At 56.7% G+C, this 26054-nt stretch carries 28 protein-coding genes; 12 read left to right on the top strand and 16 right to left on the bottom strand.

What is annotated here, in order from left to right; all coding sequences use genetic code 11:
* Nucleotides 1–284: 284 nt before the first annotated feature.
* The 15 genes from ACR0CW_RS10240 to ACR0CW_RS10310 all read right to left on the bottom strand — a co-directional run bounded on the left by ACR0CW_RS10240 (nt 285) and on the right by ACR0CW_RS10310 (nt 11728).
* Nucleotides 285–869, bottom strand: a complete 585-nt coding sequence (locus ACR0CW_RS10240) for a ferric reductase-like transmembrane domain-containing protein (RefSeq protein ID WP_480787685.1) — start codon at nt 867–869, stop codon at nt 285–287.
* On the bottom strand, nt 869–1369 hold the full coding sequence (locus ACR0CW_RS10245) for a twin-arginine translocation pathway signal (RefSeq protein ID WP_480787686.1): 501 nt from the start codon (nt 1367–1369) through the stop codon (nt 869–871). The genes ACR0CW_RS10240 and ACR0CW_RS10245 overlap by 1 nt, the downstream gene beginning before the upstream one ends.
* A 372-nt stretch (nt 1370–1741) precedes the next feature.
* A complete protein-coding gene (locus tag ACR0CW_RS10250; RefSeq protein WP_480787687.1) occupies nt 1742–3241 on the bottom strand; it encodes a cryptochrome/photolyase family protein in 1500 nt (499 codons plus the stop codon).
* Nucleotides 3242–3260: 19 nt separating this feature from the next.
* Nucleotides 3261–4493: an FAD-binding domain-containing protein gene (locus ACR0CW_RS10255; protein ID WP_480787688.1), complete on the bottom strand. Its 1233-nt coding sequence runs from the start codon at nt 4491–4493 to the stop codon at nt 3261–3263.
* Nucleotides 4490–4627: a DUF2256 domain-containing protein gene (locus tag ACR0CW_RS10260; RefSeq protein WP_480787689.1), complete on the bottom strand. Its 138-nt coding sequence runs from the start codon at nt 4625–4627 to the stop codon at nt 4490–4492. The genes ACR0CW_RS10255 and ACR0CW_RS10260 overlap by 4 nt, the downstream gene beginning before the upstream one ends.
* Complete coding sequence (locus ACR0CW_RS10265) at nt 4624–6138, bottom strand: FAD-binding domain-containing protein (RefSeq protein WP_480787690.1); 1515 nt, start codon at nt 6136–6138, stop codon at nt 4624–4626. Before ACR0CW_RS10265 ends, ACR0CW_RS10260 begins: the two co-directional genes overlap by 4 nt.
* Before the next feature lie 272 nt (nt 6139–6410).
* Entirely contained in the window at nt 6411–7040 is a 630-nt protein-coding gene (gene ureG, locus ACR0CW_RS10270) for an urease accessory protein UreG (RefSeq protein WP_480787691.1), read from the bottom strand.
* On the bottom strand, nt 7037–7690 hold the full coding sequence (locus ACR0CW_RS10275; protein ID WP_480787692.1) for an urease accessory protein UreF: 654 nt from the start codon (nt 7688–7690) through the stop codon (nt 7037–7039). The genes ureG and ACR0CW_RS10275 overlap by 4 nt, the downstream gene beginning before the upstream one ends.
* Nucleotides 7674–8126, bottom strand: a complete 453-nt coding sequence (ureE, locus tag ACR0CW_RS10280; RefSeq protein WP_480787693.1) for an urease accessory protein UreE — start codon at nt 8124–8126, stop codon at nt 7674–7676. The genes ACR0CW_RS10275 and ureE overlap by 17 nt, the downstream gene beginning before the upstream one ends.
* 28 nt (nt 8127–8154) lie before the next feature.
* Nucleotides 8155–8379 (bottom strand): hypothetical protein, encoded by a 225-nt coding sequence (locus ACR0CW_RS10285; protein WP_480787694.1) that lies wholly within the window; start codon nt 8377–8379, stop codon nt 8155–8157.
* Nucleotides 8380–8500: 121 nt separating this feature from the next.
* The gene (gene ureC / locus ACR0CW_RS10290; protein ID WP_480787695.1) at nt 8501–10210 is read right to left on the bottom strand and encodes an urease subunit alpha; all 1710 of its coding nucleotides are present in this window, start codon (nt 10208–10210) and stop codon (nt 8501–8503) included.
* Entirely contained in the window at nt 10210–10515 is a 306-nt protein-coding gene (locus ACR0CW_RS10295) for an urease subunit beta (RefSeq protein WP_480787696.1), read from the bottom strand. Before ACR0CW_RS10295 ends, ureC begins: the two co-directional genes overlap by 1 nt.
* Nucleotides 10512–10673: a peptidase M23 gene (locus ACR0CW_RS10300; protein ID WP_480787697.1), complete on the bottom strand. Its 162-nt coding sequence runs from the start codon at nt 10671–10673 to the stop codon at nt 10512–10514. Before ACR0CW_RS10300 ends, ACR0CW_RS10295 begins: the two co-directional genes overlap by 4 nt.
* A 13-nt stretch (nt 10674–10686) precedes the next feature.
* On the bottom strand, nt 10687–10989 hold the full coding sequence (locus ACR0CW_RS10305) for an urease subunit gamma (RefSeq protein ID WP_480787698.1): 303 nt from the start codon (nt 10987–10989) through the stop codon (nt 10687–10689).
* Between the two features lies 1 nt (nt 10990).
* Nucleotides 10991–11728, bottom strand: a complete 738-nt coding sequence (locus tag ACR0CW_RS10310) for an urease accessory protein UreD (RefSeq protein WP_480787803.1) — start codon at nt 11726–11728, stop codon at nt 10991–10993.
* Between the two features lie 473 nt (nt 11729–12201).
* Here ACR0CW_RS10310 and urtA point away from each other — a divergent pair, with 473 nt between their 5' ends.
* The 5 genes from urtA to urtE all read left to right on the top strand — a co-directional run bounded on the left by urtA (nt 12202) and on the right by urtE (nt 18166).
* The gene (gene urtA / locus ACR0CW_RS10315) at nt 12202–13482 is read left to right on the top strand and encodes an urea ABC transporter substrate-binding protein (protein WP_480787699.1); all 1281 of its coding nucleotides are present in this window, start codon (nt 12202–12204) and stop codon (nt 13480–13482) included.
* 62 nt (nt 13483–13544) lie between these two features.
* A complete protein-coding gene (gene urtB / locus ACR0CW_RS10320) occupies nt 13545–15497 on the top strand; it encodes an urea ABC transporter permease subunit UrtB (protein WP_480787700.1) in 1953 nt (650 codons plus the stop codon).
* Nucleotides 15498–15500: 3 nt separating this feature from the next.
* Nucleotides 15501–16730: an urea ABC transporter permease subunit UrtC gene (gene urtC, locus ACR0CW_RS10325; RefSeq protein WP_480787701.1), complete on the top strand. Its 1230-nt coding sequence runs from the start codon at nt 15501–15503 to the stop codon at nt 16728–16730.
* Nucleotides 16727–17467 carry an urea ABC transporter ATP-binding protein UrtD gene (gene urtD / locus ACR0CW_RS10330; protein WP_480787702.1) on the top strand — a complete coding sequence of 247 codons (741 nt, stop codon included), beginning with the start codon at nt 16727–16729 and terminating at the stop codon, nt 17465–17467. The genes urtC and urtD overlap by 4 nt, the downstream gene beginning before the upstream one ends.
* A gap of 3 nt (nt 17468–17470) precedes the next feature.
* A complete protein-coding gene (gene urtE / locus ACR0CW_RS10335; RefSeq protein WP_480787703.1) occupies nt 17471–18166 on the top strand; it encodes an urea ABC transporter ATP-binding subunit UrtE in 696 nt (231 codons plus the stop codon).
* 341 nt (nt 18167–18507) lie between these two features.
* Here urtE and ACR0CW_RS10340 read toward each other — a convergent pair whose 3' ends face one another.
* Nucleotides 18508–19536 (bottom strand): LacI family DNA-binding transcriptional regulator, encoded by a 1029-nt coding sequence (locus ACR0CW_RS10340; RefSeq protein WP_480787704.1) that lies wholly within the window; start codon nt 19534–19536, stop codon nt 18508–18510.
* A gap of 131 nt (nt 19537–19667) precedes the next feature.
* On the opposite strand from ACR0CW_RS10340, the gene ACR0CW_RS10345 reads away from it, so the two are divergent.
* The 7 genes from ACR0CW_RS10345 to ACR0CW_RS10375 all read left to right on the top strand — a co-directional run bounded on the left by ACR0CW_RS10345 (nt 19668) and on the right by ACR0CW_RS10375 (nt 26036).
* Nucleotides 19668–19853 carry a hypothetical protein gene (locus tag ACR0CW_RS10345; protein WP_480787705.1) on the top strand — a complete coding sequence of 62 codons (186 nt, stop codon included), beginning with the start codon at nt 19668–19670 and terminating at the stop codon, nt 19851–19853.
* 22 nt (nt 19854–19875) lie between these two features.
* Nucleotides 19876–21021 (top strand): TRAP transporter substrate-binding protein, encoded by a 1146-nt coding sequence (locus ACR0CW_RS10350; RefSeq protein ID WP_170332096.1) that lies wholly within the window; start codon nt 19876–19878, stop codon nt 21019–21021.
* Nucleotides 21022–21131: 110 nt separating this feature from the next.
* Nucleotides 21132–21644 carry a TRAP transporter small permease gene (locus ACR0CW_RS10355; protein ID WP_170332094.1) on the top strand — a complete coding sequence of 171 codons (513 nt, stop codon included), beginning with the start codon at nt 21132–21134 and terminating at the stop codon, nt 21642–21644.
* Between the two features lie 12 nt (nt 21645–21656).
* A complete protein-coding gene (locus tag ACR0CW_RS10360; RefSeq protein WP_480787706.1) occupies nt 21657–22985 on the top strand; it encodes a TRAP transporter large permease in 1329 nt (442 codons plus the stop codon).
* Between the two features lie 12 nt (nt 22986–22997).
* Nucleotides 22998–24305: a histidinol dehydrogenase gene (gene hisD, locus ACR0CW_RS10365; RefSeq protein WP_480787707.1), complete on the top strand. Its 1308-nt coding sequence runs from the start codon at nt 22998–23000 to the stop codon at nt 24303–24305.
* Nucleotides 24298–25059: an SDR family NAD(P)-dependent oxidoreductase gene (locus ACR0CW_RS10370; protein WP_480787708.1), complete on the top strand. Its 762-nt coding sequence runs from the start codon at nt 24298–24300 to the stop codon at nt 25057–25059. Before hisD ends, ACR0CW_RS10370 begins: the two co-directional genes overlap by 8 nt.
* A complete protein-coding gene (locus ACR0CW_RS10375; protein WP_480787709.1) occupies nt 25056–26036 on the top strand; it encodes an alcohol dehydrogenase catalytic domain-containing protein in 981 nt (326 codons plus the stop codon). Before ACR0CW_RS10370 ends, ACR0CW_RS10375 begins: the two co-directional genes overlap by 4 nt.
* Nucleotides 26037–26054: the final 18 nt, after the last annotated feature.

The following is a 26054-nucleotide window of genomic DNA, read 5'->3' on the forward strand; positions in this document are numbered from 1 at the left end:
TCATCCAGCACCCAGTCTAATTTCATTGATCCTTCCTTCCTTTTGGGAAAAGGCTGGTTTGCAGATCAATAACGTGGCGAAGGCGGAGGTCTGTGGCCCTTCATGCCGTTTCAGCACTACATGGCATCCTCAAACAGTTGGTTCGTCGCTCTTGGGCTGGATGCGGTTTTGACACCAAAAAAACGCAGCAGGACCGGATATCGGATTGGGGTTATTAACCAATGGGACTAGCAAAAGGCGGACTTTCAGCAGTCGTTCGCGGTGCAACGCATCCATGAGCGCAGTTAGCGGATCATTCGCCATACGCGGCGGCGACACAAGGCCCATGCTCCTGCCCCCAAAACGATCACGCAGAGTGCCCCCTTCGTCACATTCTCCATCGCACCCTGGATTAGCCATGCGTGTACGACCGTGCCCGTGACGATCACAACCGCCGCCACGCTATGGCCGAGGCGCCAGATGCGCAGCCCCAGTTGCTTTCTCACGGCAGCAAGGATGGCGGTTGCGAAGAGAGCCCACATTGCCACCGCACCCCAGACGGAAAACGGGGTCGGAGAGCGGAACAGCAAGACATCCACCACGTCCGGCGGGCTCGTGACCCAAAGACCCGCCACGTGGACAACCACCGCGAAAACCAGTGTCGTTCCGGTCCAGATATGGATGCGCCGCGCCGGGATCCCCGGAAGCACGCCGATGATTAGAAGAGGCTGAACAAGCAAAAGCGCCAATCCGACGATCCCAGAAAACCCGGCAATGACATAGAGCGGCTCGCGCCACTGCAGAAGCGGGCTTTGCGCTGCGGCGATCAAGGGAACGGCAATTGCTAAGGCTAGAGCCCCCCATGCGACCACGCCGCGCAACAAGCTCATCAGACAGGACGCAGAACGAACTCAACATGCAGGCTCGTGTCCGATGCTCGCTCCATCACAGGTCGCAAAAAAACCGTCTCGAAGCCGCCATCATCGTATTCTGCATCGTAAGCCAGATGCGCATGCGGCTGACCGAAGGCGGGTACAATCTGTGGCATCTCGATGCGGAATACGCCGTCGGCGTCGGTGAGCGTCGCGCCATGAGACCGCGCGTCCCGCTCGTGACCTTCGGTCGTATGGGCCCACACCTGAATGCGCCGGCCGGCAAGGGGCGCACCGTCGCCCACGCGTCGCACGGTTCCAGTGGTCCAAAAGCCGCCATCGCCGATCCTTTCTATGATCGGAGCGCCAGGGCGATAATTGTTGGCTCCTCCCCGCATCGTCGGAGTGGCCGCAACAGTTTGCGCGCGTGCCGGAAAGGTCAGGCCGGAGGTCCCAATGAGAAGCGCGGCCCCCGCGGTTGAAACGACAGCTCTCCGGGTCAGGTATGGGGTTGTCATGTCGATCTCTCCCAACTGCAGTATCCAATAGGTACTTCTGCAATCTGTTATATGTATACAGGTGGAAGGAGCCATTCAAGCACAGCACCCGCCGCTCTGGGCTCGTTGCTGACTTTCTCTGCCAACAGGATCATTGTTTGCTACCAGATAGAAATAAGTGATGGTGCGTCGGATCCGCAGGTGAATAACTCACTCAACCAGAGATCGCTTCACATAAATCCGCTCAGTGGAGTTCACGGTTTGTTATGGTGCTATCAATCATTCGATGGTTGCGGGAATGTGACATTCGAGGTTCCGTTCGGCGACGACTGCAATGCGGACAAACCGGATTTGTAAAGTGATATCGGTTTCAGTCTTTTGCAGCCTCTGAATTCATGTATCACTGAACTGCTTCAGAAAGGCATCTGCCGTCGCTAAATGATTGGCTTTGATATCGGGCGACATACGCTGCGCTGTACGGCACATCATCGCCCACCGTGGGTTCCCAGCCAGCCTTTCCGAGTGTTTCAAGATAAAGCGCCAATAGAGGCCGTCCCAAATCTCAGCCCAAGGCCCTTTGCCCCAATGGCTCATTTTGCGAATGTAGTTTGAGCCGGAAAAATACGGCTTCGTGGTGATGAGGCCGCCATCGGCGTGCTGACTCATCCCATAAACATTGGGGACCATTACCCAATCGTAGCTGTCCACGAACATCTCCATGAACCAAAGGTAAACCTCATTGGGGTCAATCTCACATAAGAACATAAAACCGCCGAGCACCATGAGCCGTTCGATATGGTGGCAATATCCGGTTTTGAGAACCCGGCGGATCGTATTGTCGAGGGGATCAATCCCAGTTGTCCCATCATAAAACGCGCGGGGCATGGGACGATGATGCCCCCAATGATTGGCCCCTCGCATCTTGACGCCAAGGTCCTCGTAAGTTGCGCGCATGAATTCGCGCCATCCGATGATTTGGCGGATAAACCCCTCGACCGCGTTCAGGGGAATGGACTTGCGCTCAGCGTGGGCCAAGGTCGCATCAACAACCTGTTGCGGTGTCAAAAGACCGATATTCAAGGCGGGCGTCAGAATAGCATGCCAGAGCCAGTTTTCGCCTTGAACAATCGCATCTTCGTAATCGCCAAAGCGATCAAAGCGCCGCTCCAGAAACTGCGTCAGCCATGCGGAAGCAGCGTGGTGGGATGTCGGGTAATATAGCGTGTCCAACGATCCTAAAGCATCGGGAAATTCGTTCAGAACGCTTGTCTTTGCCATGTGGTCAACCGCGTCATGGCTGGGCCAATCGATCCAGGGCAGGCTGTTCAAAAGCGCCTTTGGGATCTTTTTGCGGTTGTCCTCGTCAAAGCTCCACCGCCCGCCTATCGGTTGATCCCCCTCCATCAAGATATTCAATCGGCGACGCTGGCTTTTGTAGAACTCCGCCATGAACCACCGTTTTCGGCCTGCAAACCACGACAGGTTGTCCGTCCGCGTATTCAGAAAACCGGGCGTTGGGAGGAGATTGAGTGCGATCCCGGTCTCCTGTGCCGCCGCGCGCAGGCGCTTTTCGGAAATAAAATCAATCGGGTCCGTCATCGTGACACTGCAGGTGCCATTATCTCGAAGCCCCTGGAACAAGCGCAGACAGGCATCAGCCCGCCGCTCGTAGGCAAAGATCTTAGCATTGATGCCTCTGGTCACCAGATAATCGCAATACCGTCTCATTGAGGCCCGGTGCAGCCAGAGCTTTTGTTTGTGCATCCTGGCCGGATAGAGCGCGTCACCGAAAAAGAGCGGATCCTCAAAAAGCACAACGCGGTCCGGTTGGTTGGCGAGCCCGGGATGATCGGCGAAAAGCTGGTTGGGGAGCAGGATGGTTGTTGCGGACAAGAGGTAAGCTCTGATTTGTTTATTGGGTGAGTGATAAGTTGCTCAGGATCTCGGGTATCTTTTTCTTTAGACCAAAGAACCCTGCCTTTGCGTGGGGCCACGCTTCGCGGTCATAGGGGCGCAGGACACGAGCGAGAGTGATGCCTGCGTTCTTCAGTTGGGGTTCTGCCCGATCCAGCCGTGATCTGGCAGGCCCAATCGGCGCGTGAGCGGTCGCAATGGTTGTGACGCCAGCTTGCCGCGCGGCTTCAATCAACGCATCGCACCAGTTGTCGCCCGCCTCCAGTATAGTGGCGTGTTGCCCCAGCGCGCTCTTCATTGCGCCACAGGCGAAATCTTGTGCAACTTTCCCGATCGGATTTGGGGATCGACCGTGGGTGGCCAACACACCGACCATCGCAACGGGCGGGGTTGGCATAATGCTTGCGCCCGAAAGATCCTCCTCTGTCAAAAGCAGCAAATTGGGGCTGCCAGTATGTTGTTGGGGAAATGCAATCGGAATGCGCGGGTGTTCTGCCTCTTCGACAAGCGGCTGCGCATGAGTGGCCAGACCTTTGGGCTGAAACCGACCTTCGGTGTATTTGGTGATGTTTTCTGCGCGCGCGAGGTAGATCTTGCCTTTCGTGTGTAATCCCCCAACCCAACGCCAGCTCAGTGTGTTGGAGGCCGGATCGCCATCCAGAAGATGCCGCAAAAAGAAGTCCGCGCCCAGTTGCCAGGGCAGCCGCAGCGTGAATATCCAAATCGACGCGAACCACATGCGCGCGTGATTGTGCAAATACCCGGTTCTGACCAATTCCCGCGCCCAATGGTCAAAACACGCAAAGCCGGTATTGCCACACACCGCATCCTTAAATCGGGCCGCTAAAGCGGCATCACCGTCAAGGTTTTTAAGGGTGCGCATCAGGTCGTGTTGGTAGTGCGCCCAGACGCTTGGCCTTTGCTCCAACCAGCCTTTGAAATAGGTACGCCAAAACACTTCTTGGACAAATTTCTCTGACATGTTGGGGCTGTGCGCAGCCAGCACCCGCTCCAACACCTCTTGTTCCGTCACCAAACGATACCGTAGCCAAGGCGACAAACCAGAGACATTGTTGCGCCTGTCTGCGCCGAAGTCGTAGTTGCGCGTGTGCGCATAATGCCGCCCGGTACGTGCCACGAACTGCTCCAACCTTCTTAGACCAGCCGCGCGCGTGGGCTGAAAATCAAGGGCTTCGTGCAAGGCCTCAAGGTCTGAAAACGTATCGGTCACGCTGCAGACCTGCATTTTTTCGAGCAGTATTTGACTTCGTCCCATACTCTTTGCCATTTCTTGCGCCACGCAAACGGGCGTTGGCAGACCGGGCAGATTTTCTGGGGTAAATGGGCCTTTTTTTGCATCTTCATGTTGGGTCTCCGAAGGGCAGGTTCAGCTGCTCGGGATCGGTAGGCGCGCGGAGGGGGGTCTGGGTGCTGCGCCGGGTTTTTCGACTGGCATGTTTGCGGGCGATGGCCCGGGCCTCTTTGCGAAAGTCATCGCCTCGACGAATGCCCCAAACCCGTTCGCGCGCGGCTTTGGCCGCTGCCAAGTGATCAAATATCCGCTCTGGATAGGCGATCCCGATGATCTGCCTGGCATTTTCTGCTTTCCAGGGTTCATGAATATACCGATCCGCAATCGGAGCCAGTTCAGGTAGCCATGTTCGAATAAATCGCCCCGTAGGGTCCTGACCATACCCTTGTTTCACCGGGTTGTAGATGCGAACGGCATTGATGCCCGTGGTTCCCGATTGCATCTGTACCTGGTTCCAATGGATTCCGGGTTCATAATCGGTAAACATCCGCGCCAGATGCAGCCCGGGTGCGCGCCAATCCAGCCAAAGGTGATAGCTGGCCGTGGCCATCACCATCGCCCGCATCCGAAAATTCAGCCAGCCAGTGGTTCGCAGCGACCGCATGCAGGCATCCAAGAATGGATAACCCGTCTCACCGTTCGACCAGGCGGCCAAGAGATCGGCATCGGGCGTTTTGGGCCGGAGTCCGTCATAGAGCCGGTGTAAGTTCTCAAATTCGATACGCGGCTCATCCTCAAGCTTTTGGATGAAGTGGCAATGCCAGTGCAGCCGGCCCGAAAACGACCGTAAGGATTTGTGCCAGTCCTTTGCCCTGGGTGGCAATGCGCGTCTCTGCCGTTGTGACGTTTGGGCCACCTCGCGCATCGAAAGCGCGCCCCAAGCAAGATAGGGAGATAGCCGCGAACACGCCTCGGCCCCTTCGACGGGGCTCGACATGGCGCGCTGATATTGCTCGCCGCGGTGGGTCAAAAAGCTGTTTAGCCTCTCCAGACCCGCACGCCTCCCCCCAATTTGACGTCCGTTGCACATATCATCCTGCAAACCAAGGTCGCGCCTTGTTGGAATCTGGCCAAGATCAACTTCGATCGGGGCCAGCGGCGTCGGCGACGTGGTGGGCAGGTCCATAAATTTGTCCCAACGCGCCGCCCAACCGTCGCGCGATTTGAGCTTACGAAATACGCCATGATTTTGCACTTCGACCCACGGAATGCCATGATCCCGGCACCATGCAGCAACTTGAAGATCGCGTTGATAGGTCCAGTGATTGCCGGTTTCCTCATGCGACCAAAGTGCCTCAATCAGGCCCTGTGCCTTTAGCGCAGAAAAAACCGATCGAATTTGGCCCACGCGTACAACAAGCGGCTGCCCGAGTGCCTCAAGATCCTTCCGCAATTCGGCAAGCGTTTCCGCTACAAAGTTCCATTGACGCGTTGAGGCATCAGCCTGTTGCCATAGCTCGGTTTCAACAACGTAGAGCGGTAACACTGGCCCAACGCGAGAGGCCTGCGCTAAGGCAGAATTGTCCTGCACCCTTAGATCGCGTTTGAACCAGACAACCTGCATGATCTCTCCAACAGTTCTTGACTGGTGGTACGGAGAACGCTCGCGAGCAGATCATTTTCGAGGCTGTCTTCGCTATGCGTCAGCGGCGGAATACGAAGCGTGAAAATAATGACACCGTATCCGATCTCGAATGGCAGTTATTGTCGCCTCACTCTGTGCGAATACCCGTCACTTGTCACTTCGCCCTGAATGTCAGGAATATGCGGTTCGCGCCGCGCATGCACAGAAAGGGAGCTTGGCCGACGGTGGCTTTGACCTCTTCGTCTCGGGGGCTAATTCGCTTCTGAAATACTTAAACCCCCTCCTTTCACAAGCAGATCCACAATTGCGTCGACTCCACTTCTGTTACGAAGTGACGAGAATAAGAAGGGTCGTCCTTTGCGCATTTTCTTCGCATCACGTTCCATAATCTCCAACGAAGCGCCAACATGCGGCGCCAGATCGGTCTTGTTGATAATGAGGATGTCCGATTTCGTAATCGCTGGCCCGCCTTTCCTGGGGATTTCCTCGCCTGCGGCGACATCAATCACATAGATGGTCAGATCCGCCAATTCCGGGCTGAAAGTGGCCGATAGATTGTCGCCACCGCTTTCAATCAACACCACGTCGAGGTCAGGATGACGTGTCTGCATTTCGGCGACGGCGGCTAAATTGATCGAGGCGTCTTCGCGAATTGCTGTGTGCGGGCAGCCACCGGTTTCGACGCCGATGATTCTGTCGCGCGGCAGGATCTGCATGCGCATGAGCGCCTCGGCATCCTCCTGCGTATAGATGTCATTGGTAATAACACCTACTGAGCAAACATCGCGCAGCGCTTCGGACAATGCAGCGGTCAAAGTGGTTTTTCCGGCTCCTACAGGGCCTCCGATGCCTACGCGAAGCGGGCCGTTCATATTCGTCATGTGCGGAAAATCCTTGAATACTGTGTTTCGTGCTTCATTGAGACGATGTCCGACAGAAACGCCGTTGAACTTAGCTGATCCAAATCAGCCTCTTGGGCACTTTGTGCAATCCGCTCGCACAATGGCGTTAGAGTACGGATCAGCCTTTGCGCGTCAGTCTGGCCTAAGGGTACAAGGCGCGTTGCGCAGGCAACAAGATTACTGGCAAACGCCTGCAGAAACATTTTAGTCGTCAACAATATGGGAAGGTTCTGCAACCTGGCTGCTTGGCCTATGCTGACAGGGTACGAGATCTGGCTCAGATCCAGCTCCCAGACATCTCCTGTGACGGTTCCAAAGGCCTGACCCAGCAACTCGGTTTCCATGAGCCTTTCGGATGACGCACAAAAAGCCCGAGCGATAACATCGACGTTGGTCAGTTCATCTCTATCCTGCGCATTGTATGCCGCCACAACGAACACAGCATCATTCCATCCAGACCCGTGTTCCAGCACGTCCGAAATCCAAGCTTCGGTGTCTTGTGAACTTGTGACAGCTCCCTCGTCAATTGCAGCCTCCAACCCGTGAGAATAGGCGAACCCCCCTACAGGATAGGCAGGAGACAACCATTGGGTCAGCATCAGGATATCGGCGTCAGTGGGTATGGCCATGGGTCCTGCCGTGGCCATAGGCTCCGCCTTCCGGAGTGAACGGTTCGCACACCTCTCGCACCGTGGCGCCAATTTTGAGCAGCATGTCTCGGATAACGTGATCGACCTGGATCAACAGGCGATACTTTTCGATCTGACAAGGCGTATGGCGGTTGCCGATATGCCATGCGATGCGCGTCAGGTCCGGGGCTTTAACCTCCAGCAACGCTTCGGGTGCAGCCTGTATTTCCACTTCGCGACCGTCTTCCAAAACCAAGGCGCCGCCGTGGTTCAACGAAGTCGTTTGCGCCAGATCGATGAGAATCTGTTCGCCACTTTCGCAGGTCAAAACCTTGCGACGCAGAAAGCGGTCATCATAGGTTAACGACAGGCAGTCTGCCGGATCGCTATGCGTGTGATCCGAATACTGACGTGCAGTACAGAGCAGGGCGGTCATACCGTCACCTCCTCTGCAGCGGGAATGGTCAGAGCCAGATTGAGTCCGAAAATACGCGATGCACGATCCGTTCGCGCGTCAGGCCGCGCTTTTTCAACTCTTCGTCGCTGAGCGATTGCAGTAATTCGACTTGCCGGACGCGTGATTGAGCTTCGGCCACGCTGATCAGGGCCGAGTAAACTGATGACCCGATGGATGCTATCAAACCGGGTAACGAAAAGCGTGCGTGTGTTTGTGCCGTTGAGTGTGCCATTTGGACCCTCGTAAATGTTGGTCCTCCCATCGGTTTTAATATTTGTCATTGTGGCCTCACTTAGAAGAGCGTGTTTGGTCATTTCTGCCTTGCGCGGGCCGCAACCCAGCACATTTTTTGATCAGAACAAAAAGTATCGTTGCGCCATTGGCAGCGTTTCGGCGGGTTGGCAGGTTAGCAGTTCGCCATCTGCCCGTACCTCGTAGGTTTCCGGGTCAACCTCGACTTGCGGCGTCGCGTTGTTCAGCAGAAGATCCTGCTTGCCGATCTCTCGCGTGTTTTGGACGGCGACGGTCTGTTTTGCCAATCCCAGTGTATCACCGATCCCATCCGCATAGGCGGCCTGCGAGACAAATGTGATCGCCGAGTTTTCCACCGACCGTCCGTAGGCGCCAAACATGGGGCGACTATAAACGGGTTGCGGTGTAGGGATTGAAGCGTTGGGGTCGCCCATCTGTGCACAAGCAATCGTGCCGCCCAGCAACACCATCTCGGGCTTCACTCCGAAAAAGGCAGGGTTCCACAGGACTAAGTCGGCGCGTTTGCCTTCTTCGATGCTACCGATTTCATGGCTGAGGCCGTGGGCAATAGCTGGGTTGATGGTGTATTTCGCGATGTAGCGGCGGACGCGAAAGTTGTCGTTCTCACCGGTTTCTTCGGGTAGACGACCGCGTTGTTTCTTCATTTTGTCAGCGGTTTGCCAGGTGCGGATCAGAACTTCGCCTACGCGCCCCATCGCCTGACTGTCAGAAGCGATGATGCTGAAGGCGCCCATGTCATGCAGTATGTCCTCGGCCGCGATGGTTTCGCGCCGGATGCGGCTCTCGGCAAAGGCCACGTCCTCGGGGATGGACTTGTCGAGGTGATGACAGACCATCAGCATGTCCAGATGCTCTTCGACTGTGTTCACCGTGAAGGGTCGCGTCGGGTTGGTCGAGGACGGCAACACATGGTTCTCGCCACAGATCTTGATGATATCTGGGGCGTGGCCACCACCTGCGCCCTCGGTGTGGAAGGCGTGGATTGTACGGCCTTTCATGGCCGCCACAGTGTTTTCGACAAAGCCGGATTCGTTCAGCGTATCGGTGTGGATCATCACCTGAACATCCATCGCGTCGGCCACCGACAGGCAACAGTCGATGGCAGCGGGGGTGGTGCCCCAATCCTCGTGCAGCTTCAGCGCACAGGCCCCGGCCTTAACCTGTTCTTCTAGCGCGGCAGGTAGCGAGGCATTGCCTTTACCCGCAAAGGCCAGATTCATCGGGAAAGCATCCGCCGCCTGCAACATCCGCCCGATATGCCACGGACCGGGGGTGCAAGTGGTGGCCAATGTCCCATGCGCAGGCCCGGTGCCGCCGCCCAGCATGGTGGTCAGGCCGGAATGCAGCGCGTCTTCGATCTGTTGCGGGCAGATGAAGTGAATATGACTGTCGAACCCACCTGCCGTCAGGATACGACCCTCGCCAGCAATGGCCTCGGTTCCGGGTCCTATGACGATGTCGACACCGGGTTGTGTATCGGGGTTTCCCGCCTTGCCGATCTTTGCGATCCGCCCGTCTTTCAGGCCAACGTCAGCCTTGTAGATGCCCGAGTGATCAACGATCAGAGCGTTGGTGATGACCGTATCCACAGCTCCTTCGACGCGCGTGGCCTGAGACTGTCCCATTCCGTCGCGGATTACCTTGCCGCCGCCAAATTTGACCTCTTCGCCATAGCTGGTCAGATCACGTTCGACCTCGATCACAAGATCGGTGTCGGCCAGCCGCAGCTTATCCCCGGTAGTAGGGCCGAACATCGCGGCATAGTCTGAGCGCTTGATTTTTGCTGGCATCAGAGTGCCCCCATGACCTTTTGATTGAAGCCGTAGACCCTGCGCGCACCGCTGATCGGGATCAGTGAAACTTCGCGTGCCTGCCCCGGTTCGAACCGCACAGCGGTGCCTGGAGCAATGTCCAGGCGCAGGCCATGCGCAGCAGCGCGGTCGAAGTCGAGCGCGGGGTTGGTTTCGGCGAAATGGTAGTGTGAGCCGACCTGAACCGGGCGGTCGCCGGTATTGGCGACCATCAAAGTGATCGCATCAGTGCCGGGGTTCAGGGTAATTTCACCATCAGCCGGGAATAGCTCTCCGGGGATCATCTGTTCAGCTTTGTGATCAGCGCGACAGCGGCCAGCGAAACAACTGCCAGCCCAACGCACATCGCGGCGTAATCGGTGCCGTGCGCGTGGATATGCGTTCCGTTATGGGCTGCTGCGGGGCCAGCGAAGATCAGGGCGGGGAAAAGCATGCGTGTCATATTGGTTTCCTTTTCAGCGAATGGGATTGTGGACGGTCACCAGCTTGGTGCCATCTGGAAAGGTGGCTTCGACCTGAACCTCGTGGATCATTTCAGGCACACCCTCCATGCATTGCTCGCGGGTGATCACCTCGGCCCCGGCCTGCATCATGTCGGCGACTGAACGTCCATCGCGCGCACCTTCGACTACGGCGTCGGTGATCAGGGCGATGGCCTCAGGGTGGTTCAGTTTGACGCCGCGTGACAGTCGCTTTCGGGCGACCTCGGCAGCCATGGCGACCAGCAGTTTATCTTTTTCACTAGGTGTCAGATTCATGTCAGAGCATCCAGCATCGGGGTAATGTGTCTTTGTTCAACCGGCGCAAAATCGGCATCAATGTGCGGCGAAGAGCCAAGCTGTTGTCGGCCAGAATACGGATAGCCAGAAGGCCATCTTGGATTAGTGTTGCCCCTGCGTCCTCGGGCAGCATTTTGCGAATGGAATCCAGATGACCTTCGGCCGACTCCGAAGCAAAGACGATCAGCGCCATCGCTCCTGTGCCGTTTGCAATATGCGGCTTGGACAGATGCTTGTGCCAATCACCAGAAAACCGGATCGCGTCAAGGAACACCGTCTTTCCTTGGCGTTGTACCTCGATCCGATCGTTTAGGCGGATATCGGTAAGCGTCTCGCCCATAGCGATGCGCCCGAAGATGAGAGGCTCTACCATCAGCATCTCGGCATCCGGCGCGATCTCGATTTTCAGGCGTCGGTCCAGAGCGCTGCCGTTGAACAGAATGGTCTCTTGCGGCAACCAGTTCAGCCGGGCTTCAGTCTCAACAGTCAGATGATTGGTAATCTGGCCACATTCTTGCGGCTGAGCCTTGTACGCGCGTTCGCAGGCTTGTGTTGTCAAAGTCAGCGCGGTTCCTTTCGCCGCCTTGCCGGAAAATCGAAATGAATCGCCCCCGGTTACACCGCCGGCCGTGTTTAGGAGAACCGCGTCAAGATCAGGTGTATTGGTTCTGGGGAACAGGCACTTAAAAGACCCGGACTGGCGAAACTTGTTCAGCACCGTCCTGTCGCCCAATTGCTTGGTGCTCAAGCTGACGGCGCCTGCAGCACGCGGTGGAACAGCACTGTGCGTGGGCAATATGGCTTCAACTTGGGTAATAGGGCACCTTTAGAGCTTGGTTTGGTGGCACCTGTTTCTCTGTTGAAGGGGCGGAACACTAATCTACAGTGGCTAAATCTGCTTATTTCGACATCGTGCGTCTAAATTTTAGACAGCGACCCCGGTCTTGGATGAAAAAATAGGCGCATATCGCCGATTTCCCGAATTGGATAAATGGTAAGTTGCCAAGCTTGCTGCGATGCAGAAACCGTAAGGGTGCCACCGCGGAAACGACCCGGGGGTGTGTGACGGCTGCGCGAATTGGACCTCGAACACAACCGCCACACGGAACGCAACAACAGTTGCGGGGATCAGGTAGAAGAAGAGTGTGCCTTTGCGCAAGCCCTCTCTCCCGGCCCCGCCAGGAGGATTACATGAAATCGCTCAAATCCACGCTCGCCGGATCACTTGTCTTTGCTGCCATGGCCACCGCTGCCTTGTCGGACGAAGACACGATCAAGGTTGGAGTGCTGCATTCGCTGTCCGGCACGATGGCGATCTCGGAAACCACACTGAAAGACACGATGCTGATGCTGATCGATCAGCAAAACGCGAAGGGCGGCCTGCTGGGCAAGCAGCTTGAGGCGGTTGTGGTCGACCCCGCATCCGACTGGCCGCTATTTGCTGAAAAAGCGCGCGAGTTGCTGACCGTCCATGAGGTCGACGTGATCTTTGGCAACTGGACCTCGGTTAGCCGGAAATCGGTGCTGCCGGTCATCGAAGAGCTGAACGGCCTGCTGTTCTACCCGGTTCAGTATGAGGGCGAGGAGTCCTCGAAAAACGTATTCTACACCGGCGCCGCGCCGAACCAACAGGCAATCCCTGCGACAGACTATTTTCTGGAGGAACTGGGGGTCGAGAAATTTGCTCTGCTCGGCACGGACTATGTCTACCCTAGAACCACCAACAATATTCTTGAAAGCTATCTGAAGCAGAACGGCATCGCGGATGACGATATTTTCGTCAATTACACGCCTTTCGGCCACTCCGACTGGTCCAAGATCGTGGCTGACGTGGTCGCGCTGGGCGCGGACGGCAAGAAAGTCGGTGTGATTTCGACCATCAATGGCGACGCCAATATAGGTTTCTACAAGGAACTGGCCGCCGCTGGCGTTTCGGCGGACGATATTCCAGTCGTAGCATTCTCGGTCGGCGAGGAAGAACTGTCCGGTTTGGATACCACCAACCTCGTCGGTCACCTTGCCGCTTGGAACTACTTCCAGTCGGCGGATACCGAAGCCAACGCGGAATTCGTGGACACCTGGAAAGCCACCATGGGCGACGAGCGCGTGACCAATGACCCGATGGAGGCGCATTACATCGGCTTCAACATGTGGGTGAACGCCGCGACCGAGGCCGGTTCGACCGAAGTCGATGCCGTGCGCGCTGCGATGTACGGGCAGGAGTTCCCGAACCTGACCGGTGGCACTGCTGTGATGTTGCCGAACCACCACCTGGCGAAACCGGTTCTGATCGGTGAGATTCAGGAAGACGGCCAGTTCGATATCATCAGCGAAACTGATGTCGTGCCGGGTGACGCGTGGACTGACTTCCTTCCGGAGTCGGCTGTGCTGGTCTCTGATTGGAAAGAGCTGGGTTGCGGTATGTACAACACCGAGACCAAGACCTGCGTTCAGACCCTATCGAACTACTAACCGACCACGCAAGGCGGGTTTGTTTGCCCGCCTTGCCACAAAAGACATTCGGGTTTCACCACATGGTACGACTTTTCCTTGCGGGCCTCGCAATCCTGTGCGCCTGCCTGACTGCCAACGCTCAAGAGGTCGGTCTGCAACCGATCTTGCAAGAGCATCAGGAGATCATCGCCAAAAGCTCGCGTAAGACGATCAAACCGGCGATTGATGCTATTGCGTCGAGCGGTTTGCCTCAGGCGCAAGTAATGCTTGAGACCTGGGCCGCCAAGAACATGTGGATGCGCAAGTCTGACGGTCTGTTCTTTTCTGGCCAGAAAGGTGAGGGGCGGTCGTATGAACTGACCGATTTCGATACAGGTGAGATCGTCGGCACCTTCGAGAAGTCCGAGCTTAAGCAGTTGAAGCCCAACAGCGGTATCCGCGCGATGATTGGGACAGCGTTGGTGCAGTTCCAACTGACCGATCCCAACCGCGCGAAGCGGCTGGCGGCCCTGCAATCCATTCAGCGTGATCCCGAAAGTGCACTATTAGAGCCGCTGCGGGCTTCGATAGACGATGAACCGGACACGGAATTGAAAGCGCAAAAACAGCGGCTTGAACGATTGCTGACGATTGGATTTGACGAAGATACCGCAGCCCGCGTGGCCGCGATCGAAGAAATGTCCGGCGATCTGGGCGTAGATGTTCGTGCCGCTTTGAACCCTTTGGTCGTCACCTCCCGGCACGCCGCAATCGAATTGCCCACGGACCGGAACGTCGCAGTTGTTCTTGAAGCGGGCTCAGACGCCTTAACGTCTGACGAAGCATATGACTTGCTCGTTGCGGGAAACCTCGCCCCACCGCGTGTTTCTGCGGAAGATATCAGAGCGGCACTATCGGCTAATATTGTCGGGGGTCGTGTAAGTGACATTCCAGTCGCTCAACTGAATTCAGACGCAACGCGCGAGCGTGCGTATGCCGCCCTGGCAGAGGCCGGGCTTGTGCCAGCCTTATTCACGGACGAAGACATCAACGCTGCAGTTGGCACGCATATATTCTTTGAAACGTACAGCGAGCCGTCTGCCGAGGTTACCAAGGCAGCCGAAAAAGCCCTGGAGCAGATCGAACTGAAGGTCGGCCTAAACCAGACGCTCGACCTGACGCTGGACGCGATCTCACTGGCGTCGATCTATTTCCTTGCCGCCATTGGTCTGGCCATCACCTTCGGCGTGATGGGCGTGATCAATATGGCCCATGGCGAGTTCATCATGATGGGCGCCTACACCGGTTACGTGGTACAACAGTTCATCCCCGGCCATACGCTGTCGATCATCGTCGCCATCCCGATGGCTTTTGCGGTCACCTTCGCCATGGGCGTCGCGATGGAGCGGCTGGTGATCCGCTGGCTCTATGCCCGCCCGCTTGAGACGCTGCTGGCGACATTCGGCATCTCAATCGCCCTGCAACAACTGGCCAAGAACATCTTTGGCACGCAGGCACGCCCGCTGACCGCGCCCGGCTGGCTGGACGGGGCTTGGGTGCTGAACGACGTGGTCGCGATCAGCTATATCCGCATCGCGATCTTCGTGCTGGCGATGATCTTTCTGGGGCTGTTCCTCTACATCATGAAACGGACCCGGCTTGGGCTTGAGATGCGCGCAGTGACGCAGAACCCACGTATGGCGGGGTCGATGGGCATCAATCCGGGGCGGGTGAATATGCTTACATTTGGGCTGGGCTCCGGCATCGCCGGGATTGCGGGTGTCGCCATCGGCCTATTTGCCAAGGTCACATCAGATTTGGGCAACGATTATATCGTACAAAGCTTCATGACTGTCGTTGTCGGCGGTGTCGGCAACATCTGGGGCGCGCTGGCGGGTGCCGGAATGATCGGCTTCCTGCAGAAAGGGATCGAGTGGATGAACCCGTCGAACACCCTCGCGGCGCAAACCTACATGATCATCTTCATCATCATTTTCATCCAGTTTCGGCCGCGGGGCATCATCGCCCTCAAGGGCCGCGCGGCGGGGGATTGAGCCATGGAACGCAGCTTTATCGCCAAGAACCCATCCGTGCTGGTCTTTCTTGCAATCCTGTCCCTGTTCACCCTGAGCGTGACCATCCTGTCCGAGGGATTCGGGATCGGTGTGATCTCGACCAGCTTCGTCAAAACGCTGGGCAAAACCCTGTGCCTGTGCCTGATCGCAGTGGCGATGGATCTGGTCTGGGGCTTCACTGGCATCCTGTCGTTGGGCCACTTCGCCTTCTTCGGGCTAGGGGGCTACATGATCGGTATGTGGCTGATGTACGAACGCACCCGTCTGATCGTGGTCGACTCGCTGGCACAGGCCGAAATTCCACCGACTTCGGCTGAGGTGGTGGACGCCATCGCAACACAAGTCTTTGGCGTTGTCGGATCGTCGGAATTTCCGTTGATCTGGGCGTTTTCCCACAGCCTGACACTACAACTGATCCTGGTCGTGCTGATCCCGGGCCTGCTGGCGCTGATCTTCGGATTGTTGGCTTTCCGGAGTCGTGTAACCGGTGTGTATCTGTCGATCCTGACGCAGGCCATGACTTTGGCGCTGGCCCTGTACCTGTTCCAGAACGACAGCGGCTTGCGCGGCAATAACGGGCTGTCCGGCTTGCAGAATCTTCCAGGTGTCACCACCTCACAGGACGTCGTGTCGATCTGGTTCCTCTGGGCCTCGGCACTGGCGCTGGGTCTGGGCTACATGCTGGCCGCATGGATCGTGTCAGGCAAGTTCGGCTCGGTCATCCGCGGCATTCGCGATAACGAGGCACGGGTACGCTTCCTTGGCTACTCGGTCGAGGTCTACAAGCTGGCCGTCTTCACCCTGACTGCTTGCATCGCGGCCATTGCCGGCGCGCTTTACTACCCGCAGGCTGGCATCATCAATCCCGAGGAGATGGCCCCAATCGCCTCGATTTATCTGGCCGTCTGGGTCGCCATCGGTGGACGAGGTCGCTTGTACGGCGCGGTAATCGGTGCAGCTTTTGTCAGCCTTCTCAGTACGTGGTTCACGGGCGGGCAGGCCCCGGATATTTCGCTTGGGTTTTACACGATCAAATGGGTCGACTGGTGGCAGGTGCTACTGGGCGTAACTTTCGTGTTGGTTACGTTGTTCGCCCCGCAGGGCATTGGAGGATTGTTCGACTTGTGGACCGATCGCCGCCACCCGGACAGGCATGGGGCAAATCTAGGACCGGATGACGGCGCCCTACTAGAGAAGGAGGCCATGGAATGAACACTTTGCTTGAGGTTAGCGGTGTTTCGGTCACTTTCGACGGTTTCCGAGCTATCAACAACTTGTCGTTCCAGATCGGCGAGGTCGAACTTCGCGCAGTGATCGGCCCGAACGGGGCAGGGAAAACCACCTTCATGGACATCATCACGGGTAAAACCCGACCCGATGAAGGGCGCGTCATCTGGGGAGAGAAATCCGTATCTTTGTTGGGACTTTCCGAAGCAAAAATTGCGCAGGCTGGGATCGGGCGGAAGTTTCAGAAACCAACGGTTTTTGAAGACCAGACCGTGCATGAAAATCTGCTGATGGCTCTTCAGAACAAACGTGGCTGGCTTCACGTGCTTTTCTATCGGACCACCACTGACGATTTGCAGAAAGTCGAAGAACTGGCCGTCGAAATCGGTCTGCATCAAGACCTAAGCCGCAAGGCTGGTGAACTGAGCCACGGTCAAAAACAATGGCTGGAAATTGGCATGCTGCTGGCCCAGGAACCACGACTCTTGCTGGTGGACGAACCTGCCGCCGGCATGACACCGCAGGAGCGCGAACACACCACCGACTTGCTGTTACAAGCCGCCAGAACCCGCGCCGTTGTCGTGGTGGAACACGATATGGAATTTGTTCGGCGCCTGAATTGCAAAGTCACGGTTTTACACGAAGGGTCCGTCTTGGCTGAAGGGAGCCTTGATCACGTGACATCTAACCAGGACGTCATCGACGTATACTTAGGGCGCTAAACAATGCTGAAGCTGACTGATCTGACTCTACATTATGGGCATTCGCAAATCCTCAACGGGATTTCCATGGAAGCCAGACAAGGCGAAGTGACTTGCGTCATGGGGACCAATGGTGTCGGGAAAACCAGCCTGATGAAGGCAATATCAGGTACGCATCCGCGTTCGGCTGGCAATCTGGAACTGGACGGGGAACCTTTGGGTGTCCTGCCTGCTCATCAAATGGCATGGAAAGGCGTGGCTTATGTTCCACAAGGTCGTGAAATATTTCCTTTGCTCACAGTTCGCGAAAACCTTGAAACGGGGTACGCCTGTCTGCCCGCCAGCGAGCATTTCATTCCAAGTGAAATTTTTGACATGTTCCCGGTTCTCAAGCAGATGCAAAACCGTCGCGGAGGTGACCTTTCTGGCGGTCAGCAGCAACAACTGGCGATCGCGCGGGCACTGATAACGCGACCAAGCCTTCTTCTGTTGGACGAGCCGACAGAAGGTATTCAGCCCAACATCATCCAACAGATAGGTGAAGTCATCCGGCACCTCAGAGCCACGAGCGGAATGGCAATCATCTTAGTGGAGCAATACTTTGACTTTGCCTATGATCTTGCCGATAGATTTATCGCGTTGCGACGAGGAGAAGTCTTGATCAACGGCGCCAGGAAAGACGTGACACGCGATGAGTTACTGCAGGCCGTAACAGTCTAGTGCTGATACTGAGATTGGTTTCGGGATTGAAGGATGAAACTCAAAATTTGGCTTAATCTTAGCTCGGGATATAGTCTGATCCTCTGAACACGTTCAACTGAAACTGTATTTTCTTCTTATTCTCTTCATCCAGCCTCCGTATTGCAGCGTTCATCAAAGCTGCCATTGGCAAACTGACGGAGCATTCACTCACGGCAGTGCCTCATGAAAGAGCTGCCGCGAGTTGTAGCTGCTGACCAATCAGAACGTTGTATCCATTTTGCAATGGTTAGATATGTTCTCAGGATCATCTGGTTTAAGCACGTTTTCTTGCTGTCTGAAGCTTTCCTGACTGCCATTGGCTATGGTTGGCGTGGTGGTCTTGCCAAGGAACAGCGGTTCACAAGCCGTGTATTTATACAGATTGATCGGCCATCCGAATTACCTTCAACCATGGCAGTCAACTCACGCGCAGCTTTACGTCCCATTTCCCGGTGGGGAACATGAACAGTGGTCAATGCCGGACTGACGATCTCAGCAAGCTCAATATCGTCAAAGCCCGTTACAGAGACTTGCTCAGGTACTTTTATCCCCAGCCTTCCCGCCTCACGCAGGGCTCCCGCTGCCAATACGTCGTTCCCGCACATAACAACCGTCGGTCTCGGAGAAAGCGACATGAGCTGCTGAAAAGCCCCGGCACCCTTTTCAATCTCATAGTCCGTTTCAATCAGTGTCAGGGAATTTGCGTCCAGACCGCTCTCTGCCATGGTCTGTCTGACGCCATCCACACGACTTTGCGCCCGGTCGTTGCCCAAAGTCTGGCCCGAAATCATCGCGATCCGCTGGTGGCCCGCTGAAATGACAGCTTGCGCCAGCTTTCCCATGGCATCCGTGTTGTCGAAACCAACAGAGGGACGATGCGCTTCTGGATCGTAGGACCAGGCGACCAGAGACGGAACCTGATGTCGCTCCAGATACGTGTAGATTTCGGCGTCGCGTGCGTACCCGATCAGCAGCAGACCGTCTGCGCCGCGTGCAACCAGTGCGCGGATCTGTTCCCATTCCACTTCGGGATCATACGCTGAACTGGACACCAGAAGTGTGTAGCCGCTCTCGCGAAGTTGGTCCTGAAACTCCTGCAACCCGCGGGCAAAGATAGCGTTGTCCATAGTGGGAATAATGGCGCCGATAGTGTAGCTGCGCTTCGCCGCCATAACCCGGGCCGCGAAGTTTGGCGTGTAGCCCAGCGATTCGACGGCCAGCATGACACGCTGTCGGGTAGCTTCAATGACCTGATCCGGTGAATTCAGGCATCGAGAAACCGTGGCGGTTGATACGCCCGCCGCCTTGGCGACATCGTTAAGTGTCGGAACTGAACGGTTTTTTCCCATGTGTTGCCCGCTGTGACTTTGAACCTTGTCATAACATAAAAACCTGCGCCTGCCATCCACGAATGTAAGCGCTTGCATTATCAATGTAAGCGCTTACAAATAGATTCGAGATACGATTCCGGAGTTCTAAGATGTTCCTTTGGGCTGCTGCTGCCGTCTTTGCGATGTTTTTTGCCAATGTCGCGTTGGGCGCCTTTGGCGGCGGTGCTTTCTTAGGAGATGTCGGAGAAATGCTGGTTCTGTTTGCCGCCTCGATCCTTTTCGTAGCGGCCATTCTCAAACGCGAAGCTGACCAAAAGAACAAAAACGGCAGCTGACGGATCAATAGGGAGGAAGACAATGACGAATGCCAAGGATGGCCTCAAATCTGCTGAGCGCCGGAATTTTCTGAAACTGGCCTCAACCGGTTCATTCACTGCGGCTGTGGTGGCCGGTGCTGGCGGTGTGCTGTGGTCTTCAGAAGCCGCTGCACAAACCGCTAAGGAAGAGAAAGAGCGCGAGAGTGCAGCAGATCATGTCATGACCGTTGCCACTGCCTATGTATTGGGGGCATCGCGCAGCTATCCGATTATGCAGTTGGATCTGAAGGAAAACATCCAGAACGCCACCAACGGGAAAATCTATGTCAAACTGGCGCCGGGAGGCCAGCTGGGTGCCGGTGGTGCATTGGTGCAAAAGGTTCAGGGCGGCACCATTCAGGCGGCGCAGCATTCGCTGTCGAATTTCGCGCCGTTTGCTTCCACTGTTGATTTGATCAACATGCCTTATCTTTGCGGCTCCAACCAGCGGTTCACCAACTTGGTGAATTCAGACTTCTGGAAGTCTGAGGTACACCCCAACGTTGAAGCCAACGGGTTCAAAGCTCTGTTTTATGTGAACATCGACCCCCGTGTTGTCGCGGTGCGCAAAGGCGGCAATGCCGTGATGTCACCCGGCGACATGGCTGGAGTGAAGTTCCGTGTACCGGGATCGAAAATGCTGCAGCAGTATTACCGCATGGTTGGCGCCAACCCGACACCTGTGGCCTGGGGTGAGACGCCTTCGGCGATCAAACAGGGCGTTGCGGATGCGCTCGATCCATCTGTCGGGGCACTCTATGTCTTTGGCTTCAAAGACATACTGAGCCACGTGACATTCACTCAGGCAGTGCCGGACAGCCAAGTCTATTCCTGTAACCTCGAGTGGTTCAATTCGCTGCCTGCCGATGTTCAGGAAGGTGTGATGTGGGGATCCGAGCTGACGGCGCATCAGAACCTGGCCAAAGTGCCTTCGGCCCGTGCCTATGCAATGGCGGAACTGGCCAAGGCCGGTGTCGAATTCCATGCCCTCAGCGATGACCAACTGGGCGAGTGGAAAGAGGCTGGCGGCTATCAGCTTAGCGAATGGGATTCCTTCAAGACTGAACTTGCTGGCTCCATGGACAATTTCGCCAAGCTCGAGGAGGCCGCAGGCACGCAAGGTAAATACTACGTGCACGACGCCTGAACATTATCGGGCCAGGGCGCTGGAAAGCGCCCGCCCTATTCTTCAACAGCCGCCTTCGCTGCAGCCTGCCAAGCTGGACGCAAGGGTGTGCCTGAACACCGGGAATGGCAATGAACATCCTGCGAACCATTGACCAGAACGCAGAGCGTTGGCTGCTTCTGGTGTTCTACACAATGCTGGTCGTCACGATGGCGATTGAAGTGATACGGCGCGAGCTGTTTGCCTATTCCTCGATCTGGGGCGAGGAAATCGTCCGCTATTCCTTCATTTATCTGGCTTGGATCGGCGCTGCGGCGGCGGTCAAAGAGCGCGCTCATATCCGTATCGACGTGATCCTGCATTACCTTGGCCCGCGGACCAAGGCTCTGATCTACATCTTCGGTGATCTGGTGATGTTCGTAGTCGCGTTGGTAGCGCTTTATTGGTCCTTCGAAACGGTGCATGTCTCAGCCAAGTTCGGCTCCGTCAGCCATGGCCTGCGGATTTCGATGGTCTGGTTCTTGGCGGCAGTACCGCTGGGATTCACCTTGATGATCTGGCGATTGCTCCAGTCTTTCCGGCGCGATTTGCGCAGCCTTCGTGATGGCACGCCCGTCTTCGAAGGCGACAAGCTGTTTGATTGAGAGGCCTGAGCGATGCTGTGGAATTCACTTAATCAAACGGTCGAGCTCGGCTGGGATTTCTACGTTCCGGTGATCATGTTCGTAGCTCTGATCGCGCTCGCGGTGCCGGTTTGGGCCGCGATTGGAGCCGCGGCCATCACCATGTTGGTCATGTCCGGAGACTTGCCGCTGAGCGCTATCGGCGAAAGCCTGTTCACTGGCATCGATGCCTTTGCGCTGACCGCGGTGCCGCTTTTCATTCTGACCGGAGACGTTCTGGTCCGAACCGGCCTCAGTAAAAAATTTCTGGATGTGGCCGAGGCATTAACCTGCTGGACCCGAGGTGGTTTCGGATCAGCCACAGTTCTGGTCTGCGGTATGTTTGCGGCGATCTCGGGATCTGACGCAGCCGGTGCCGCAGCTGTAGGACGAATGACCATTAACCGCCTGGTCGAAAGCGGCTATCCGCGCCCTTACGCTTGTGCCTTAGTGGCGGCGGGCGCTTGTACCGGCATCCTTATCCCGCCCTCCATTGCCTACATAATCATTGGATTGGTTTTGGGTATTTCAGCGTCCACCTTGTTTCTGGCTGCACTGATCCCGGGTCTGGCGATCCTGGTGTCGATCCTGATCACCAACATCATTATGAACCGGCTTTATACCTATGAGACCGGCGGCAACATGGGGTTTGGCGAATGGCTGGGCAATCTTGGCAATGCCCTTAAATCCGGCTGGTACGCCTTCATCGTTCCGGGGATCATCTTCTATGGCATATTCTCCGGACGTCTGACACCAACCGAAGCCGGTGCCACTGCAGTTGTCGTTACAATCGTGATGGGTTTCATCCTTGGCACCCTGAAACTGGCGGACTTTCCGGCCATGCTGGTTAGCTCCGCTAAGGTGAATGGGGTGATCCTGCCGATCATCGCCTTTTCTGCCCCGTTGGCCGAGGCGTTGGCAATCATGGGTGTGCCTCAGGGCTTTGTGACCGCAGTCACCGGTCTTACGGATGATCCCGCCCTGTTGATCCTGCTGATGATTTGCATCCTGATCGCTGCGGGCTGCGTGATGGAAACCACGCCAAACATCGTGATCCTGGCGCCTATTCTGAAGCCTTTGGCGGATAACATCGGCATGAATGAAATCCAGTTCTGCATCATGATGATCACCGCGCTTGGGGTGGGGTTCATCACCCCGCCGCTGGGCCTCAACCTTTTTGTCGTATCGGGCATAACTGGCGAGTCTATTCTCAAGATTGCTGCCCGTGCTGTGCCCTTTGTTCTGACCATGCTAATCGTGGTGCTGTTAATCGCCTATTTCCCGCCGATCTCAACCACGCTGCTTCCTGATATCTACAAGTAGGACCCCTTGGAAATGACCCGTGAATATCTGAAAAAGGCTACCCTGACCCCTAAGTCGGACGCGTCTGAAACTCATAAGATCGTGCAGGGCATCCTCGACGATATTGAGGCCGGAGGCGATGCCAAGGCTTTGGAGTACGCCGCGAAATTCGACCAATATGAAGGCAACGTTCTGCTGACTCCGGAAGAGATCGAAGCAGCCTGCGCCTTGGTGCCGGAAAAGCTGAAGGCCGATATTAGGTTTTCCCACGACAATGTACGTCGCTTTGCCCAACTGCAAAAAGGCACGGTGCATGACGTGGAGATGGAAATCTCGCCCGGTTTTATCACCGGACAAAAGGCGATCCCGGTGGATGCGGCCGGATGCTATGTGCCGGGCGGGCGCTACAGCCATATTGCAAGCGCCATCATGACTGTGACCACCGCCAAAGTGGCAGGCTGCAAACATATCACCGCTTGTTCACCGCCGCGTCCCGGCGTGGGTGTGGCTCCTGCCATCATCTATGCCGCGCACATCTGCGGTGCCGACAAGATCATGGCAATGGGCGGTGTGCAGGGGGTTGCGGCGATGACCTTTGGCCTCTTTGGCCTGCCCAAGGCAAACATCCTGGTGGGTCCTGGTAACCAGTTTGTCGCCGAGGCGAAGCGCATTCTGTTTGGTCGCGTCGGCATCGACATGATCGCAGGCCCCACCGACAGCCTGATCCTGGCTGACGGCACCGCAGATGCTCACATCGTCGCTACCGATCTGGTGAGCCAGGCCGAGCATGGCTACAACTCTCCGGTCTGGCTGGTAACTGATGACCGCGCCCTGGCGGAAGAGGTTATGCGGCTGGTGCCGGGCTACATTGATGATTTGCCAGAAGTGAACCGCGAGAATGCCGCCGCCGCATGGCGCGACTATGCCGAGGTGATCCTGTGTACGGACCGAGAAGATATGGCGGCCTGTTCCGATGAATACGCGCCCGAACATCTGACCGTGCAAGCTGAGGATCTGGAATGGTGGCTGGATCGACTCACTTGCTATGGCTCACTGTTTTTGGGCGAGGAGACCACGGTGTCTTATGGAGACAAGGCTGCTGGCACAAATCACGTGCTTCCCACCTCGCGCGCAGCCAGCTACACCGGCGGGCTTTCGGTCCACAAATACATGAAGATAGTCACCTGGCAGCGCGCATCCCGTGACGGTTCGAAACCAGTGGCCGAGGCCACTGCGCGGATCGCCCGGTTGGAAGGGATGGAGGGCCACGCCCGCGCTGCCGATGTGCGGCTGGCCAAATACTTCCCGGACGAAACCTTTGACCTGACCGCAAATGGCTAACCCGAGCGCCCTGTTCGATCTGACTGGCCGCACCGCCTGTATCACTGGTGCCAGCTCTGGGTTGGGCCGACGAGCGGCGGTTGCCCTCGCAGCCGCCGGGGCAAAAGTGGTAGCGATTGCGCGCAGAGAGGAGGCATTGGCCAGCCTAAGCGCCGAGATTGGCTCATCCGCTGCGCATGTGGCGGCTGATGTTGCGGATAACAACAGACTCGAGGCGCTGAGAGATCAGATTTCAGCGCCCTTTGGCCCACCGGATATTTTGGTCCACGCAGCAGGCATCAACACACGGCAGGCTGCTGATGATGTAACGATCGGTGAATGGAACAAAACTCTGGATTTGAACCTCTCGGCCCCGTTCTTTCTTAGTCAAGCATTGACGCCTGCAATGCGGGAGCGCGGCTGGGGTCGGATTGTCAATTTCGCATCTCTCCAAACCACCCGCGCCTTTCCCGGCGGCATCGCTTATGGGGCCAGCAAAGGTGGCATAGGCCAATTGACCCGAGCAATGGCAGAGGCCTGGTCACGCTTTGGCATCACCGCCAATGCGATCGGGCCAGGGTTCTTTCCGACCGAACTGACCGAAGCCGTGTTTAGCGATGAGAAACGCGCAGCCCGTAACGCCGCACAAACCTGCATCGGTCGTAATGGTCGATTGGAAGACATCGATGGGCCGCTCTTGTTCCTGTGTTCCGAGGCTTCAGCTTATGTGACCGGCCAAGTCCTGATGGTAGACGGGGGGTTTACAGCGAAATGAAGGCCTTGGTTTACGAAGGTGTAGAGACGCTCTGTGTGCGAGATGTGCCAATCGCCGCGCCCCAAACCGGGGAGCATCTTGTCCGCATTGCCGCCTCCGGCATCTGTGGGTCTGACATGCATGCCTATTTGGGACATGATAACCGCAGGCCCGCTCCTTTGATTCTGGGCCACGAAGCCGCCGGCGTGATCGAAGAAGGACCGCTGGCGGGCCGGCGTGTCACGATCAACCCGCTGGTGACCTGCGGTGTCTGCGCCGGCTGCACCTCAGGGCGCGAAAACCTCTGCGCCGCCCGCCAAATCATCTCAATGCCTCCGCGCGAAGGGGCTTTTGCCCAGTTCGTCGCGATGCCAGAGCGCAACCTTGTTACAGTTCCCGATGAAGTGCCGCTGGAAAAAGCCGCTCTGGCGGAACCGCTGGCCGTAAGTTGGCACGCGGCCCGGCTGGCACTAGAGGCGCTGCATCCCGCGATGGAGCGTCGCGCACTGGTGATTGGCGGGGGCGCGATCGGGTTGGCCGCAGCGCTGGCATTGCGGGCGATGGGGATGGAGGATGTGACTATCCAAGAGCCCAATGCGGCACGAAGGGCTTTTCTGGCAGACCGCTGCAAGCAGCAGACGGCCGCTGAATTTCAGGGCATGGTTCCATTGGTCGTGGACGCAGTAGGCTACAGAGCAACGCGAGCGGCTGCCTCTACTGCTGTCTCACCTGGCGGGGTGATCGTTCATGTTGGTTTGGGAGAAGACTCAGGTGGTCTGGATGTGCGCCGCATGACGCTACAGGAAATCACTTTCATCGGCACCTATACATACACCGCACAGGATTTTCGCGACACCGCGCATGCCATCTTTGATGGTCGCTTGGGCCCGCTGGACTGGCCCGAACACAGGCCGCTGTCAGACGGGGCTGCGGCCTTCCGCGATTTGCGGCAAGGCGCGGTCGCGGCCCCGAAGATCATTCTTGACCCTTGGGCCTGAAGCCACGCGCCAATCGAA

The organism is Ruegeria sp. CH6, assembly GCF_056537005.1.